The sequence below is a fragment of the Pseudomonas sp. HD6422 genome (assembly GCF_025377065.1).
In the GTDB taxonomy this organism is placed as follows: domain Bacteria; phylum Pseudomonadota; class Gammaproteobacteria; order Pseudomonadales; family Pseudomonadaceae; genus Aquipseudomonas; species Aquipseudomonas putida_U.
This window is the reverse complement of the sequence record NZ_JAHWIW010000009.1, coordinates 58,936-72,087: the sequence shown is the minus strand read 5'-3', so window position 1 is coordinate 72,087 and position 13,152 is coordinate 58,936. Positions and strand designations below refer to the sequence as shown.

15 protein-coding genes are annotated in these 13,152 nt (G+C 64.3%); 8 read left to right on the top strand and 7 right to left on the bottom strand.

What is annotated here, in order from left to right; all coding sequences use genetic code 11:
* The first annotated feature begins 10 nt into the window (after positions 1 to 10).
* From KY379_RS08465 to KY379_RS08445, 5 genes are all read left to right on the top strand, one after another.
* On the top strand, positions 11 to 1,168 hold the full coding sequence (locus KY379_RS08465; protein WP_261239624.1) for an alginate O-acetyltransferase: 1,158 nt from the start codon (positions 11 to 13) through the stop codon (positions 1,166 to 1,168).
* Between the two features lie 17 nt (positions 1,169 to 1,185).
* Positions 1,186 to 1,833, top strand: a complete 648-nt coding sequence (locus KY379_RS08460; protein WP_261239625.1) for an alginate O-acetyltransferase AlgF — start codon at positions 1,186 to 1,188, stop codon at positions 1,831 to 1,833.
* 38 nt (positions 1,834 to 1,871) lie between these two features.
* On the top strand, positions 1,872 to 3,326 hold the full coding sequence (locus KY379_RS08455; RefSeq protein ID WP_261239683.1) for a mannose-1-phosphate guanylyltransferase/mannose-6-phosphate isomerase: 1,455 nt from the start codon (positions 1,872 to 1,874) through the stop codon (positions 3,324 to 3,326).
* A 160-nt stretch (positions 3,327 to 3,486) separates the two neighbouring features.
* Entirely contained in the window at positions 3,487 to 3,951 is a 465-nt protein-coding gene (locus tag KY379_RS08450) for a multidrug transporter (RefSeq protein WP_133329752.1), read from the top strand.
* A gap of 129 nt (positions 3,952 to 4,080) precedes the next feature.
* Entirely contained in the window at positions 4,081 to 4,905 is an 825-nt protein-coding gene (locus KY379_RS08445) for an SDR family oxidoreductase (RefSeq protein WP_261239626.1), read from the top strand.
* Here the strand turns inward: KY379_RS08445 and KY379_RS08440 are convergent.
* The 5 genes from KY379_RS08440 to KY379_RS08420 all read right to left on the bottom strand — a co-directional run bounded on the left by KY379_RS08440 (position 4,902) and on the right by KY379_RS08420 (position 10,508).
* Positions 4,902 to 5,351 (bottom strand): SDR family NAD(P)-dependent oxidoreductase, encoded by a 450-nt coding sequence (locus tag KY379_RS08440; RefSeq protein WP_196171522.1) that lies wholly within the window; start codon positions 5,349 to 5,351, stop codon positions 4,902 to 4,904. The genes KY379_RS08445 and KY379_RS08440 overlap by 4 nt on opposite strands.
* Positions 5,352 to 5,365: 14 nt before the next feature.
* Positions 5,366 to 6,814 (bottom strand): efflux transporter outer membrane subunit, encoded by a 1,449-nt coding sequence (locus KY379_RS08435; protein WP_133329746.1) that lies wholly within the window; start codon positions 6,812 to 6,814, stop codon positions 5,366 to 5,368.
* A complete protein-coding gene (locus KY379_RS08430) occupies positions 6,811 to 7,872 on the bottom strand; it encodes an HlyD family secretion protein (RefSeq protein ID WP_196171520.1) in 1,062 nt (353 codons plus the stop codon). Before KY379_RS08430 ends, KY379_RS08435 begins: the two co-directional genes overlap by 4 nt.
* A 28-nt stretch (positions 7,873 to 7,900) precedes the next feature.
* Positions 7,901 to 9,427 carry an MFS transporter gene (locus KY379_RS08425; RefSeq protein WP_133329742.1) on the bottom strand — a complete coding sequence of 509 codons (1,527 nt, stop codon included), beginning with the start codon at positions 9,425 to 9,427 and terminating at the stop codon, positions 7,901 to 7,903.
* A gap of 172 nt (positions 9,428 to 9,599) precedes the next feature.
* Positions 9,600 to 10,508: a LysR family transcriptional regulator gene (locus tag KY379_RS08420; RefSeq protein WP_133329740.1), complete on the bottom strand. Its 909-nt coding sequence runs from the start codon at positions 10,506 to 10,508 to the stop codon at positions 9,600 to 9,602.
* Positions 10,509 to 10,769: 261 nt separating this feature from the next.
* Between KY379_RS08420 and KY379_RS08415 the strand changes: the two genes are divergently transcribed.
* The 3 genes from KY379_RS08415 (at position 10,770) to KY379_RS08405 (ending at position 12,069) form a co-directional block, all read left to right on the top strand.
* On the top strand, positions 10,770 to 11,216 hold the full coding sequence (locus KY379_RS08415) for a universal stress protein (protein ID WP_261239631.1): 447 nt from the start codon (positions 10,770 to 10,772) through the stop codon (positions 11,214 to 11,216).
* Positions 11,217 to 11,308: 92 nt separating this feature from the next.
* A complete protein-coding gene (locus KY379_RS08410) occupies positions 11,309 to 11,635 on the top strand; it encodes a type II toxin-antitoxin system PrlF family antitoxin (protein ID WP_261239632.1) in 327 nt (108 codons plus the stop codon).
* Positions 11,632 to 12,069, top strand: a complete 438-nt coding sequence (locus tag KY379_RS08405; RefSeq protein ID WP_261239633.1) for a type II toxin-antitoxin system YhaV family toxin — start codon at positions 11,632 to 11,634, stop codon at positions 12,067 to 12,069. Before KY379_RS08410 ends, KY379_RS08405 begins: the two co-directional genes overlap by 4 nt.
* Before the next feature lie 7 nt (positions 12,070 to 12,076).
* Here the strand turns inward: KY379_RS08405 and KY379_RS08400 are convergent, their stop codons facing one another.
* On the bottom strand, positions 12,077 to 12,937 hold the full coding sequence (locus tag KY379_RS08400; protein ID WP_133329732.1) for an HlyD family secretion protein: 861 nt from the start codon (positions 12,935 to 12,937) through the stop codon (positions 12,077 to 12,079).
* Positions 12,938 to 12,947: 10 nt separating this feature from the next.
* Complete coding sequence (locus KY379_RS08395) at positions 12,948 to 13,148, bottom strand: DUF1656 domain-containing protein (RefSeq protein WP_133330012.1); 201 nt, start codon at positions 13,146 to 13,148, stop codon at positions 12,948 to 12,950.
* Positions 13,149 to 13,152: the final 4 nt, after the last annotated feature.

The window sequence follows — 13,152 nt, the reverse complement described above, 5'->3', positions numbered from 1 at the left end:
GTTGACGACCATGACCCGGACATTACGCATCACCTATTCGCTGTCGTTCCTCGGCTTGCTGGTCGGGCTCGGCGCCTGGTCGGTCGGCGGCCTGGAAAGCTTCAACCGCACCAGCCAGATGACCCTGCTCAACGGCAAGCTGGCCAAGGCCGCCGAGACCCATTACGACGAGCAGTTCCCGATCAAGCGCCTGGGCACCAACCTCTGGGCAGCGCTGGACTTCAAGCTATTCAACGAAGGCCGCCCCGGCGTGGTCCTGGGCCGCGAACAGTGGCTGTTCAGCGATGAGGAGTTCAAGCCGACCGCCGGTGCCGAGCAACTGATGCAGGAGAACCTGGCGCTGATCCAGGGCGTGCGTGACACCCTGCGCAAACACGGCAGCCAGCTGGTGCTGGCGATCGTCCCGGCCAAGGCGCGGGTCTACGCCGAGTACCTTGGCAAGGAGCAACCGGCCAGCCTGCACGACGACCTGTACAACCAGTTCCACGCCCAGGCCCGCCAGGCCAACGTGTTCGCCCCCGACCTGATGGCCCCGCTGGAGCAGGCCAAGGCTCGGGGTCAGGTGTTCCTGCGCACCGATACCCACTGGACGCCGATGGGCGCCGAAGTGGCGGCACAGGCACTGGCCGAAGCGGTCGGTCGCCAGAAGATGCTCAGCGGCGAGCCCCAGGCCTTCGTCACCGACGCCGGCAAGACGGCCCCGTACAAAGGCGACCTGACCAACTTCCTGCCCCTCGATCCGCTGTTCAGCGACCTGCTGCCGCCGCCGGACAGCCTGCAACAACGCTCGACCCGTCCGGCCGGGGGCAACGAAGCAGGCGGCGACGCTCTGTTCGCCGACACCCAGATCCCGGTAGCGCTGGTGGGTACCAGCTACAGCGCCAATCCGCACTGGAACTTCCTTGGCGCGCTACAGCAGGCGCTGCACAGCGACGTCGCCAACTACGCCGAAGACGGCCACGGCCCGTTGCTGCCGATGCTCAAGTACCTGCAAAGCGACGCCTTCAAGAACGCCGCACCACAAGTGGTGGTGTGGGAATTCCCAGAACGTTATCTGCCAATGAAAAACGACCTCAGCAGCTTCGATCCGCAATGGATCGCGCAGCTGAAGGGTACCCGTAAATCCGATGAAAACCTGGCGCTGTCGTCCAACCAGACGAGCCACTGATAGAGAGGAACACGCACATGACCACCAATACTTCCATTGCCAAAGCCCTCACCCTCGCGGCAGGCCTGTCTCTCGCTTCCATGCAGGCGTTTGCCGGCGCCGACGCCGCCCTGTATGGCCCGAGCGCACCGAAAGGCTCGACCTTCGTGCGTTTGTACAACGCCTCCAGCGCGCCAGCCGCCGCCACCGTCGGCAATACCCAGATCAAGCAGGTGGGCGCCCAGTCCAGCAGCGACTTCAGCTTCCTCCCAGGGGGTGACTACACCGCCCAGGTCGCTGGCAAGAGCGTGCCGGTCAAGCTCGCCGCGGACAAGTACTACACCCTGGTCAACAACGCCAACGGTGCCCCGCAGTTGATCGAGGAAGCGCCATTCAAGAACAAGCAGAAGGCCCTGGTTCGCGTGCAGAACCTGAGCGACCAGCAACTGAGCCTGAAGACCGCTGACGGCAAGACCGAAGTGGTCAAGCCGGTAGCGGCCAAGGGCACTGGTCAGCGTGAAATCAACCCGGTCAAGGTCAGCATGGCGCTGTACGCAGGAGACAAGAAAGTCGGCGACGTCAAACCCGTCGCTCTGGAGCGCGGCGAAGCGGCCGTGCTGTATGTAACCGGTTCCGGCAACGCCTTGTCGCCGGTGTGGGTAACTCGCCCCGTGGCTAGCAACTGATCCCCCTGCCTCTAAACGACTTTTATTGGAGAAACATGATGATCCCGGTAATTCTTTCTGGTGGTAGCGGTTCGCGTCTGTGGCCTCTGTCGCGCAAGCAGTTCCCCAAACAGTTCCTGGCCCTGACCGGTGAACACACCCTGTTCCAGCAAACCCTCGAGCGTCTGGTATTCGAAGGCATGGACGCGCCGTTGGTGGTCTGCAACAAGGATCACAAGTTCATCGTCCAGGAACAACTCGACGCCCTGAAGCTCGAGACCCAAGGCATCATGATGGAGCCGTTCGGGCGCAACACTGCCCCGGCAGTGGCCATGGCCGCCATGAAGCTGGTCAACGAGGGCCGCGACGACCTGATGCTGGTATTGCCCGCCGACCACGTGATCGATGACCAGAAGGCCCTGCAACGTGCCCTGGCCCTGGCCACCGTGGCTGCCGAAAACGGCGAGTTGGTGCTGTTCGGCGTGCCGGCGACCAAACCGGAAACCGGTTACGGCTATATCCGTTCGGTCCAGGACGCCTTGCTGCCCGAAGGCGTGGCGCGGGTCGCCCAGTTCGTCGAGAAACCCAACGAGAAGCGTGCCGCCGAATTCGTCTCGACCGGCGGTTATTTCTGGAACAGCGGCATGTTCCTGTTCCGTGCCAGCCGCTTCCTCGAGGAGCTGAAGAAGCACGATCCGGATATCTACGACACCTGCCTGCTGGCTCTGGAGCGCAGCGCCGAAGACGGCGATGTGCTGAGCATCGACGAAGCCACCTTCGCCTGCTGCCCGGACAACTCCATCGACTACGCGGTGATGGAAAAGACCCAGCGCGCCTGCGTGGTACCGATGTCGGCCGGCTGGAGCGACGTGGGCTGCTGGTCCTCGCTGTGGGAAGTGCACGACAAGGATGCCGACGGCAACGTCACCAAGGGTGACGTAGTGGTACAGGACAGCCGCAACTGCATGATCCACGGCAACGGCAAGCTGGTGTCGGTGATCGGCCTGGAGAACATCGTCGTGGTCGAGACCAAGGATGCGATGATGATCGCCCACAAGGACAAGGTCCAAGGCGTCAAGCAGATGGTCAAGACCCTCGACGAACAGGGCCGCAGCGAAACCCAGAACCACCTCGAGGTTTACCGTCCGTGGGGTTCGTACGACTCGGTGGACATGGGTGGCCGCTTCCAGGTCAAGCACATCACCGTCAAGCCGGGCGCCAGCCTGTCGCTGCAGATGCACCACCACCGCGCCGAACACTGGATCGTGGTGTCGGGCACTGCCGAAGTGACCTGTGACGAAAACGTGTTCCTGCTGACCGAGAACCAGTCGACCTACATTCCGATCGCCTCGGTCCACCGTCTGCGCAACCCCGGCAAGATCCCGCTGGAAATCATCGAAGTGCAGTCGGGCAGCTACTTGGGCGAGGATGACATCGAGCGCTTCGAGGATGTCTACGGGCGGACCTCGACGCCGATCGAGCGTGGCGTTTCGGTGAAGACCATCGCGCAGTAAAGCTGCAAGCTGCAAGCTGCAAGCGAAAGCGGGACGGTGGGGAGCCTACAGGTGTGGGCTCACCACCGTCCCGCTTTTGCTTGTGGCTTGAAGCTTGAAGCTTGCAGCTTATGACTTGCCGCTCCAAGATGATTCGAGACCCGAATGGAATCCGCCCAACATGATCATCGGTGCCTTTCTCATCCTCACCTGGCTGGTGCTGCTGCTGCGCTACCCGGCCAAGGCCCTGCCGATTTCCATGGCGGCCGTGTGCGGCCTGGCCCTGGTCGCGCTGTTCGTCGCCTGGCAAGACAACCGCGAGGCTTCACGCCTTGCGCGCCTGGACCTGCGCCTGAGCTATGCCCCTGATCAGTGCCCTGCGGATCGAGCGTTGCAGGTGCAGATGACAAACGGCAACAACGTGCCACTCATCGAACTGCGCTGGCGCGTGGCGGCTTATGCGCCGGGCGACAGTGTGAATCTGGCGGAAAATACCTATAACGCGCCGCGCTATCGCGGGCCAGGCGAGCTGCAACCTGGAGCGCAGTGGAAAGACTGCCTGCCGCTGCCGCCGCTGCGGTCCGGGTACCGGCCACAGACCCTTGAGTTTCGTGCTGAACGGCTGCAAGGTACGTTTGCCAACTAGATTTCCTAGTGTCTGTGCCGGCCTCTTCGCGGGGCAAGCCCGCTCCCACAGGTACCTTGTAGGAGCGGGCTTGCCCCGCGAAGAGGCCGGCACAGAAACACAACAGCCCCAAACCACAGGCGCGCTTCCATGCCCACCGTCCTCATCACCGGTTGTTCCAGCGGCATCGGCCGCGCCCTGGCCGACGCCTACCGCGATGCCGGCCATGACGTCTGGGCCACCGCCCGCAAGGCCGAAGACGTCGAAATACTCGCCAACGCCGGCTTCACCGCCCGGCAACTGGACGTCAACGACAGCGATGCCCTGGCGCGCCTGGCCGAGGAGCTCGAAGCGCAACATGGCCGCCTCGATATACTGATCAACAACGCCGGCTATGGCGCCATGGGCCCCTTGCTCGACGGCGGTGTGGACGCCATGCGCCAGCAGTTCGAAACCAATGTCTTCGCCCTGGTCGGCGTGACCCGCGCCCTGTTCCCGCTGCTGCGCCGGGCACGCGGTCTGGTGGTGAACATCGGCAGCGTATCGGGCGTGCTGGTCACGCCGTTCGCCGGTGCCTACTGCGCATCCAAGGCCGCGGTACACGCCCTCAGCGATGCTCTGCGCCTGGAACTGGCGCCGTTCGGCGTCCAGGTAATGGAAGTACAGCCCGGCGCCATCGCTTCGCAGTTCGCCAGCAATGCCCAGCGCGAGGCGGCGCAGGTACTGGCGGCCGACTCGCCATGGTGGCCGTTGCGCAGCTATGTCGAGGCCCGGGCCCGCGCTTCGCAGGACAAACCGACCCCTGCTGCAGTATTCGCCCAGGGCGTGCTGGCGGCTACACGCAAGAACCCGGCACCGGCGCTGGTGCGCCTGGGCAATGGCAGCACAGCGTTGCCTCTGCTGGCGCGCCTACTGCCGCAGCGCGTGCTGGACGCCGTCCTGCGCAAACGCTTCGGGCTCACGCGCCCGCTCTAGCAGGAGACCCGTACCACCACCTGCGCCGCCACCTCTGCGGGCGAACCCTTCGGCAGGCCATGCACAGCCACCTCGGCCAAGTCCGGCAGCGCGCTGTCGGCAGGCAGGATCACTTGCCCCCAACCGCGCTCGGCCATGCCCACGATGTAATGGCGCCACAGCACCTCGCCAACGCCGAGGGTATCGATCAGGATGTCGGTGTGCGGCACGCGTTCGATCAGTGTCCGCGTGCCCGCTTCAGTGGCCAGATCCAGCGCGATGCCGATGATCCGCGCTTTCGGCAGTTGCTCACGGACCGCCTTCAGCGCAGCATCGACCGCCATCTGACTGCGACCAATGAGCACCACCTCGACACCCGCTCCAGCCAGGCCAATGGCGGTCGCCAGGCCCACGCCCGAGGTGGCACCACACACCACTGCGCGTTTGCCGTTCAAAGCCAGATGCATCGCGGCGTCCTCGATCAGGCTTGCGCAGGCTGCTCGTCGAACGCTTGCCAGCCGCCGCCCAGGGCCTTGTACAGGCCCACCAGCGCCTGGGCTACCGCCGCCGAACTGTCGATCCACTGTTCCTCGCTGGCCAGCAACGCGCTCTGGACGCTCAGCACGTTGAGAAAGTCTACGGCCCCTTCGACGTACTGACGTTGGGCGGTCTCCAGGGCGATGCGGTTCTGCCGTACGGCCTCGGCCAGGTGATCGCGGCGCAGTTGGCTGGCGTTGTACAAGCGCAGCACGTCGTCGATCTCATGCCAGGCGCCGAGCACCACCTTGCGATAGTTCAGCGCGGCTTCCTGCTGCTGCGCCTCGCGCAATTGCAGGGTGCCCTTGAGCCGGCCACCCTCGAAGATCGGCAACGACAGCTGTGGACCAAAGGCGAAGCGGCGAGAATCCCAGGCGCCGAAGTCCGCCAACTGCATGGCCTGGAAGCCGACATTGCCGGACAGGCGAATGCTCGGGTAGAAGTCGGCCTTGGCCACGCCGATGCTGGCCGTGGCGGCATGCAGACGCGCCTCGGCCTGGCGGATGTCGGGGCGTCGCTCAGCCAGCTCCGATGGCAGGCCGATGGCGAAGGTCTGCTGCGGCGTCGGTACATCGCCGCCCTCCAGCAACTCAGCCTGCAGGCTGCGTGGCGGCTCTGCGGCAAGCAGGCTGAGGGCGTTGATCAGATCGTCACGGCGCGCCTGCAGGGTCGGCAGGCGCGCCTCGATGGAGGCCACCTGGGCACTGGCCTGGGCCACGTCCAGGCGAGTGGCGACGCCCTCGGCCTGCCGATCCTCGGAGAGCTCGAGGCTGTGCTGGGCGACTTTGAGGTTGTCCTCGGTGACCGCCAGAGTGTGTTGCACCGCACGCAACTGGATGTAGTTGCCAGCGGTTTCCGAAAGCAGTGCCAGGAGCACGCCACGACGGTCGTTTTCCGCCACTTCCACCGAGGCATCGGCCGCCTCGACCTGTCGCCGCACACGGCCCCAGAGGTCGAGCTCCCAGCCAGCGACCAGGTCGCCCTGCCACAGGTTGAAAGCCGACTTGCCGGCATGCCCGGATGGGTCACTGAGGCCTTCGGCGCTGTTGCGCGCCCGGCTGTAACCGACGTTGGCATCCACCGACGGCGCCTGCTCGGAAGCCACGGTACTGCGCAGAGCGCGGCTTTGCAGCAAGCGCGCGCTGGCCATCTGCAGGTCCAGGTTACGCTCGGCCACACGCTGGATCAGCGCGCTCAGGCGCGCATCGTGAAAACTGTCCCACCAGCGCAGTTCGAGCGGTTCGGCCTGGGGCTGACTCGCCGCCGCCTCGCCCTGCAAGGGCAACCAGCGTTGCGGCGCCTGGCTGTCGGGGCGCTGGAAATCGGGGCCAAGGGTGCAGCCGGCAAGTACGATGGCGAACAGCACCGGGCTCAGACGCAGAGCGGGCTTCATCGAGCAGTGACCTCCGTGCCTTTGAGCGTGTCGCCGTGGGTGTCGATGGTCGCTTCCACCGACATCCCCACGCGCAGGCGCTCGAGCAAAGGCTGGCCGTCATCGAAGACGATCTTCACCGGGATGCGCTGCACCACCTTGGTGAAGTTGCCGGTGGCGTTGTCCGGCTTGACGGCGGCGAACGTCACCCCGGTGGCCGGGGCGATACTTTCGACATGCCCATGCAGGGTCTGGCCGGCAAAGGTATCGACACTGATGCTCACTGGCTGGCCCGGCTGCACGTGGGTCAGCTGGGTTTCCTGGAAGTTGCCGACCACGTAGGCATGCTGCAACGGCACCACCGACAGCAGTCGCGCACCTGGGTTGACGAAGGCGCCGACACGCAGCGCTCGCTCGCCGACCATGCCGTCCACCGGCGCGGTGATTCGGGTGTAGGACAGATCCAACTGGGCTTTTTCCAGGCCGGCTTCGGCACGCTTGAGCTGGCCATCGGCGCTGGCCACCTGGGCGCTGAGGATGTCGACCTGTTTGCGCGTCGCCACCAGCGCCGCCTGGGCATTGGCCAGTCGTGCCCGAGCCTGGTCGACACGGCTGCGCGCCTGCTGGGCGTTCTGCACAGTGCCGGCGCCCTGCTCGGCCAGGCGGCTATAGCGCTTGACCTCGTGATCGGCGAAGGCCGCCTCGGCCTGGGCGGCTTTCACCGCGGCTTCGGCCTGGACGATCAGCGAGCCCTGGCGGTCCAGGGTGGCGCGGGCATCGGCGCTCTGCGCCTTGGCCACCAGCAATTGGGCCTGGGCGGCATCGAGCGCGGCCTGGTAATCACGGTCGTCGATGGTCGCCAGCAACTGGCCGGCGCTCACCTGCTGGTTGTCTTCGACCAGGACCTCCTTGATGAAGCCGGCGACCTTGGGCGCGACCACCGTGTAGTCGGCGATCACATAAGCGTCGTTGGTGCTCTGGCGCCGGTCGCTGCCAAAGATCCATGGGCCGATCAGGCCCGCCAGTACGGCCACGGCGATCACCGAGCCGATCACGATTGTCTTGCGGTTGTGGTTCATTTTCAGCGGTCTCGAATTCATCCGGCGTTCAACCCACCGCACGCGGCGGATAGACCCGGGTAGGCACGAAAGGAATCAGGCAGATCAAGGCCACGGCGACGCCGGCCATGACCAGGTAGAGGTCGGCCGAGGTCAGCACCAGGGCTTGGTCGTGGATACGTCTGGCCAGGCCGGCAGCGTTGTCGTCGATCAGCGGTGCATTGCCCAGGCTGTCCACCAGGTGGTTGGAGTGAAAGTGCCGGCGCAAGGTACCGAGGGCATCGATCAGCCCCCCGGCGACCACCGCTGCCAGGCCCTTGACGGTATTGAACCAGCTCGAGGCGAAAGGCCCTTCCTGGGGGCTCATGCCGTTGGTGGACAGCATCAGCAGAGGCAGCACCGCCATCGGTTGGCCGAACACCTGCAACAGGTAGAACGGGTAGAAATCGCCGCGGATCCATTCGGAGGTCAGCAGGCTGCTGCCCAGGCAGCTGGTTGCCAGCAGCGCCAGGCCCACCGCCAGCACCCAGCGGCAGTCCACCGCGCGGATGTTGCACAGCGCCGCAGTCAGCGGCAGCGCGATCAGTTGCGGCATGGCCACCAGCAGCATCAGAGGGCTGGTCTGAGCCGGGCGATAGCCCTGGATCTGTGCCAGGTACGCCGACGGGATGGTACCGACGCCGGAAAGCACGATCAGCACCCCGGCCAGGGTCACCAGGGCGAAACTCAGGTTGCGCCGCGACAACATGCGCAGTTGGAAGAACGGCAGCGGCTCGGACCATTCGTTGTACATGAACAACACCAACAGCAGCAGGCCGCCGCCCAGCAACCAGCTGATCAGCGGCGAATCGAACCAGCCCCAGCGGTCACCCAGGGACAGGCCGAGCACGATGCAACTGATGGCCGGCAGGCCGAGCAGCACGCCGCGCCAATCGAACTGCTTGAAGCGCTCCAGGCGCAGCGGGTCCTGGGGCAGGCCCCAGCCGACGCAAAACATAGCCAGGCCAGACGGCAGGATGATCTGCCAGAACGCCCACTGCCAACCGACGTATTCGGTCCACAGCCCGGCCAGAGGCGTGCCTAGGTTGGGGCCGAAGGTGGCTGTCAGGGCATAACCGGCCAGGCCATAGATCTTGATGCCCGGCGGCAGGAATCGCAGCGCAACGCTCATCAGCATCGGCGGCAGGGCGCCGGAGGCCAGGCCTTGGACGATACGCAGCAGCATCAGGCTGTGCAGGTTGGGAGCAAAGGGCTGGAGCAGGCCAAGCACGGCGAACACGGCAATCGCAGTCAGGGTGAAGCGGCGCAAAGAGAACGTCGTGGCGAGCCAGGGGGCGAAGGCCATGGCCGACACCGAGGCTGCGCTGTAGACCGCCAACAGCCAGGCGCCTTCGTCGGCGCCGATGCCCATGGCGCCGCGGATATCCGCCAGGGAGATCTTGGTCACCGCTTCGTTGAGGCCGGCGCACAGCACCGCCAGCAACACCCCGAGCAGGCCGACCACCACCCGCAGGCCAAAAGCCGCCTGCGCAGGCGCAGCGGCAGTCGCGGCGGAGGGGGTGGACAACGCACTCATGAACAGACATCTCCAGCAATAATTTTCAGGCTGGACAAGTCTAAGAAGGTCGAATGCTTACGAAAACTGACTTCTCGGAAGGTTTAAGTTGCGTCTGGCGCAATCCAAGTGAACCGGCACTGTCTGCTTCGCGGGCAAGCCCGCGAATAGGCCGTTATGACCGCAGCAAAACTCAAGGATCGACACTGCAAACCGCCTTCAACGTCTGACGCAACCAGCGATGCGCCGGGTCGTTGTGAAACCGCGGGTGCCAGGCCTGCAACACGTTGACCCGCTCCAGCGGCACCGGAATCTCGAACGAGCGCAGCGGCAAGCCAAGCTTGTGTACGCTGTTGAGGATGTTGGCCGGCATCGGCAGCAGCAGGTCGGAATCCGGCAGCGAGAACAGTGCCGAGTGGAAGCTGGGCGTGATCAATGCCACCCGCCGCTGCACCTTGAAATTGGCCAGCTCCACGTCGATCGGCCCATTGGCCCGACCACGCCGCGACACGCTGATCTGTGGATAACAGGCAAAGCTCTGCGGGGTGATCGGCTCCTCGAAGATCGGATGATCACGCCGTGCCAGCCCCACGTACCAGGTCTGGAACAGGCTCTGCACCTTGATCTCCGGCCCCAGGTCGACGGTGGAACTGATGATCAGATCGGTCCGCCCGTCGCGCAGCACACTGTCGTCGTCTCCGCCCGGGCTTTCCGGCACGAAGCGCAGCACCGTGCGCGGCGCCTGCTCGTGCATGCGGCGCAGCAGTGGCGCGCCGTACAGGGCGATGAACAGGTCGTTGGTGCGAATATTGAAGGCGCGCTCGAGCTTCGGCAGGTCGACCTCACCCGCGCCGCGAAACACCTCTCCAGCCTGCTCCACCAGCGCCGCCACCTGCTCGCGCAAGGCCAGCGCCCGGGGGGTAGGCACCAGGCCGCGACCGGCGCGGACCAGGATCGGGTCGCCCAGGGCCTCACGGATACGCCCCAAGGTGCGGCTCATGGCCGCCGGGCTCAGGTTCATGCGCTGCGCAGCACCGACCACGCTGCCTTCATCGAGCAAGGCGTCGAGCGCGACGAGCAGGTTCATGTCCGGGAGTTGCATGGCCGTGTTCCGTGACAGCTGTGGGAAAGGCAATGGTAACAGCTGGACGATTGCGCCAGATGTAATGCGCTCGTGCGTGGGGGGGCATTTATTCACGGGCCGTGTTAGGCCTTAAATGAAGCATTGGCAGGTCCGGCCCTTTCGCGGGGCAAGCCCGCTCCCACAGGTACTTGGGCATTGTGCAGTTCCTGTGGGAGCGGGCTTGCCCGCGAAAAGGCCGGACCTACAAGCACATCAGCCAGCCCAAGCCAAGGATCCCGCATGCCCCATCCCGTCCTGATCGCCATCGATGCCTCCCCCGCCGCCAGCGCCCTGCTCGCTCTGGCCCTGCGCTATTGCCGCCCCGACGAGCACGAACTGCACGTGCTGCTGGCCATCGACTCGACCTTCGCCGTGCATGACAAACCCGCCCCCTACACCGCCGAGGAACTGGAGGAATACCCAGCCGCCTGCGAAGAACAACGCCTGGGCGACGCTGCCGTAGCCGATGCCATGCGCCAACTGCAGGCCGCCGGTTTCGCGGCCCACGGCTGCATGGTCGCCGGCCAACCCGTCGATGCCATCGTCGACAAAGCCAAGGAACTGAACTGCGAGTTGATCATCATGGGTCACCGCCACCTGTCTGGACTGGGGCGGCTGCTCGACCCGTCGATCAGCGCCAAGGTGATCGACCAGGTGAAGGTGCCAGTGTTGGTCGGAGTGGCCTGACCGCTCATCAGCGTGCTAATGCAATCGCATTGACCAGGCAATGCATTCGCATTACCTTGGACTGCATCGCTTGATCCAAGAGGACAATGTTCATGGCCACTACCCTCGACGTCGAGTCCACATTGACCGATCGCTACCAGACCACGGTTCCCGAAACCGTGCGCCGCGCCTTGGGCCTGAAAAAACGTGACAAGATCCATTACTCGATTCGGCCGGATGGAGGGGTGATACTCACCCGCGCAGAGGCAACCGAGGACGATCCGGTACTGGGCCAGTTCCTCGATTTCCTGGCGCACGATATCGCCCGGCATCCTCAGCGGCTGCAGGTTGTCGATGCTGGCCTGCTCGCGCGCCTCGATCAACTCGTAGGCGACACGGAGGTCGATCTGGATCAACCTCTATCGGCGGATGATGAATGAGTGACGCGAGCAGGAAGCCCTTGGTTATTCATGGATGGAGCGTATTTGCCCACCCTTTGTTTCTTGCCAACCTGGCAACACTAAGCGCTCAAGTGGAAGCGCAAAAGGCTAAAGACCCTGTCGGCTATACCAAAAAAAATGCGTACAAACGGCTGGTAGCCATCAAACGACTAGCGTTCGACATCATCCCGCAAGATCCAACCAGAGCAGAATATCGCCAAGGCGGAACGCTCGGCGATGATCGCAAACACTGGTTCAGGGCAAAGTTCTTTCAACAGTATCGATTGTTTTTCCGCTACCACGCTGCCAGCAAGATCATCGTGCTGGCTTGGGTAAACGACGAAGCCAGCAAGGTCTTTAAAAGAATGCTCATCCACGGCCACCCTCCGGATGATTGGGATGAGTTGCTGAACGAAGCCGCACATCGGCAATGATTCCAGGTCACCCCTCGCCAGGCCTCACCACCACCGTACAGGTCGTCCCCGCCGCCAGCAGGAACCCCTCCGGCACTTCATCGATGTGAATCCGCACCGGCACCCGCTGCGCCAGCCGCACCCAGTTGAAGGTCGGGTTCACATCGGCGATCAACTCGCGGCTCTGGGGGTTGTCACGGTCGTAGATGCCGCGGGCGATGCTCTCCACATGGCCGGTGATGCGCTCGCCACTCATCATCTGCAATTCGGCCTGGTCGCCCACCTTGACATGCGGCAGCTTGGTTTCCTCGAAGAAGCCATACACCCAGAACGAGTTCTCGTCGACCACCGCCATCACCGCTTCACCGGTGCGGGCATAGTCGCCTTTGTGGATGTTCAGGTTGGTCACGTAGCCATCGACCGTGGCGACGATCTGGGTACGTTTGAGGTTCAGTTCTGCCGCGGCCAACTCGGCCTGGGCCTGCTGATAGTCAGCCAGGGCGGCGTTGGCGATGTTGCTGGCGTCATCGCGGTTTTCCTTGGAGATCACCAGGTTGTCCAGGTCGGCACGGCGCTTGGCGTTGACCTTGCGCATCTCCCAGGTGGCCTTGCGCGAGGCGACCAGGGCCTTGGCCTGCTCCACCGCCAGCTGGTAATGCTCGGGATCGATCTGGATCAGCAGGTCACCCTTCTTCACCCGCTGGTTGTCCTTGACCGGCACGTCCACCACATAGCCCGGTACATCGGCGGCGACGTTGATGATGTCAGCGCGCACGCGGCCGTCGCGGGTCCATGGCGTGGTCATGTAGTGCAGCCACAACTGGCGACCGATCACCACGGCGGCGGCCAGCACCAACAGGGTGGCGACCAGACTGAAGAACTTTTTCATCGAAGGTTTCTCACCAATAGAGCGACAGCGCCAAGGCGCCGAACAGACAGACGAACAGCGACAGGCGCAACAGTGCCGGGTGCCAGAAGAAGCGATAGCCGTCATGGCTGGCGATGAACCGGTCCAGGCCCCAGGCCAGGCCCAGGGCGAACAGGAACATCAGGGACATGGTCGGCATGTACACGCCATGGAAGGCGATTTCGCGGGGCATGATT

Excerpts from the sequence above, each read along its gene's own strand:
- KY379_RS08465 (WP_261239624.1), top strand. The coding sequence starts at position 11 with ATGACCCGGACATTACGCATCACCTATTCGCTGTCGTTCCTCGGCTTG.
- KY379_RS08460 (WP_261239625.1), top strand. The coding sequence starts at position 1,186 with ATGACCACCAATACTTCCATTGCCAAAGCCCTCACCCTCGCGGCAGGC.
- KY379_RS08455 (WP_261239683.1), top strand. The coding sequence starts at position 1,872 with ATGATCCCGGTAATTCTTTCTGGTGGTAGCGGTTCGCGTCTGTGGCCT.
- KY379_RS08450 (WP_133329752.1), top strand. The coding sequence starts at position 3,487 with ATGATCATCGGTGCCTTTCTCATCCTCACCTGGCTGGTGCTGCTGCTG.
- KY379_RS08445 (WP_261239626.1), top strand. The coding sequence starts at position 4,081 with ATGCCCACCGTCCTCATCACCGGTTGTTCCAGCGGCATCGGCCGCGCC.
- KY379_RS08440 (WP_196171522.1), bottom strand. The coding sequence starts at position 5,351 with ATGCATCTGGCTTTGAACGGCAAACGCGCAGTGGTGTGTGGTGCCACC.
- KY379_RS08435 (WP_133329746.1), bottom strand. The coding sequence starts at position 6,814 with ATGAAGCCCGCTCTGCGTCTGAGCCCGGTGCTGTTCGCCATCGTACTT.
- KY379_RS08430 (WP_196171520.1), bottom strand. The coding sequence starts at position 7,872 with ATGAACCACAACCGCAAGACAATCGTGATCGGCTCGGTGATCGCCGTG.
- KY379_RS08425 (WP_133329742.1), bottom strand. The coding sequence starts at position 9,427 with ATGAGTGCGTTGTCCACCCCCTCCGCCGCGACTGCCGCTGCGCCTGCG.
- KY379_RS08420 (WP_133329740.1), bottom strand. The coding sequence starts at position 10,508 with ATGCAACTCCCGGACATGAACCTGCTCGTCGCGCTCGACGCCTTGCTC.
- KY379_RS08415 (WP_261239631.1), top strand. The coding sequence starts at position 10,770 with ATGCCCCATCCCGTCCTGATCGCCATCGATGCCTCCCCCGCCGCCAGC.
- KY379_RS08410 (WP_261239632.1), top strand. The coding sequence starts at position 11,309 with ATGGCCACTACCCTCGACGTCGAGTCCACATTGACCGATCGCTACCAG.
- KY379_RS08405 (WP_261239633.1), top strand. The coding sequence starts at position 11,632 with ATGAGTGACGCGAGCAGGAAGCCCTTGGTTATTCATGGATGGAGCGTA.
- KY379_RS08400 (WP_133329732.1), bottom strand. The coding sequence starts at position 12,937 with ATGAAAAAGTTCTTCAGTCTGGTCGCCACCCTGTTGGTGCTGGCCGCC.
- KY379_RS08395 (WP_133330012.1), bottom strand. The coding sequence starts at position 13,148 with ATGCCCCGCGAAATCGCCTTCCATGGCGTGTACATGCCGACCATGTCC.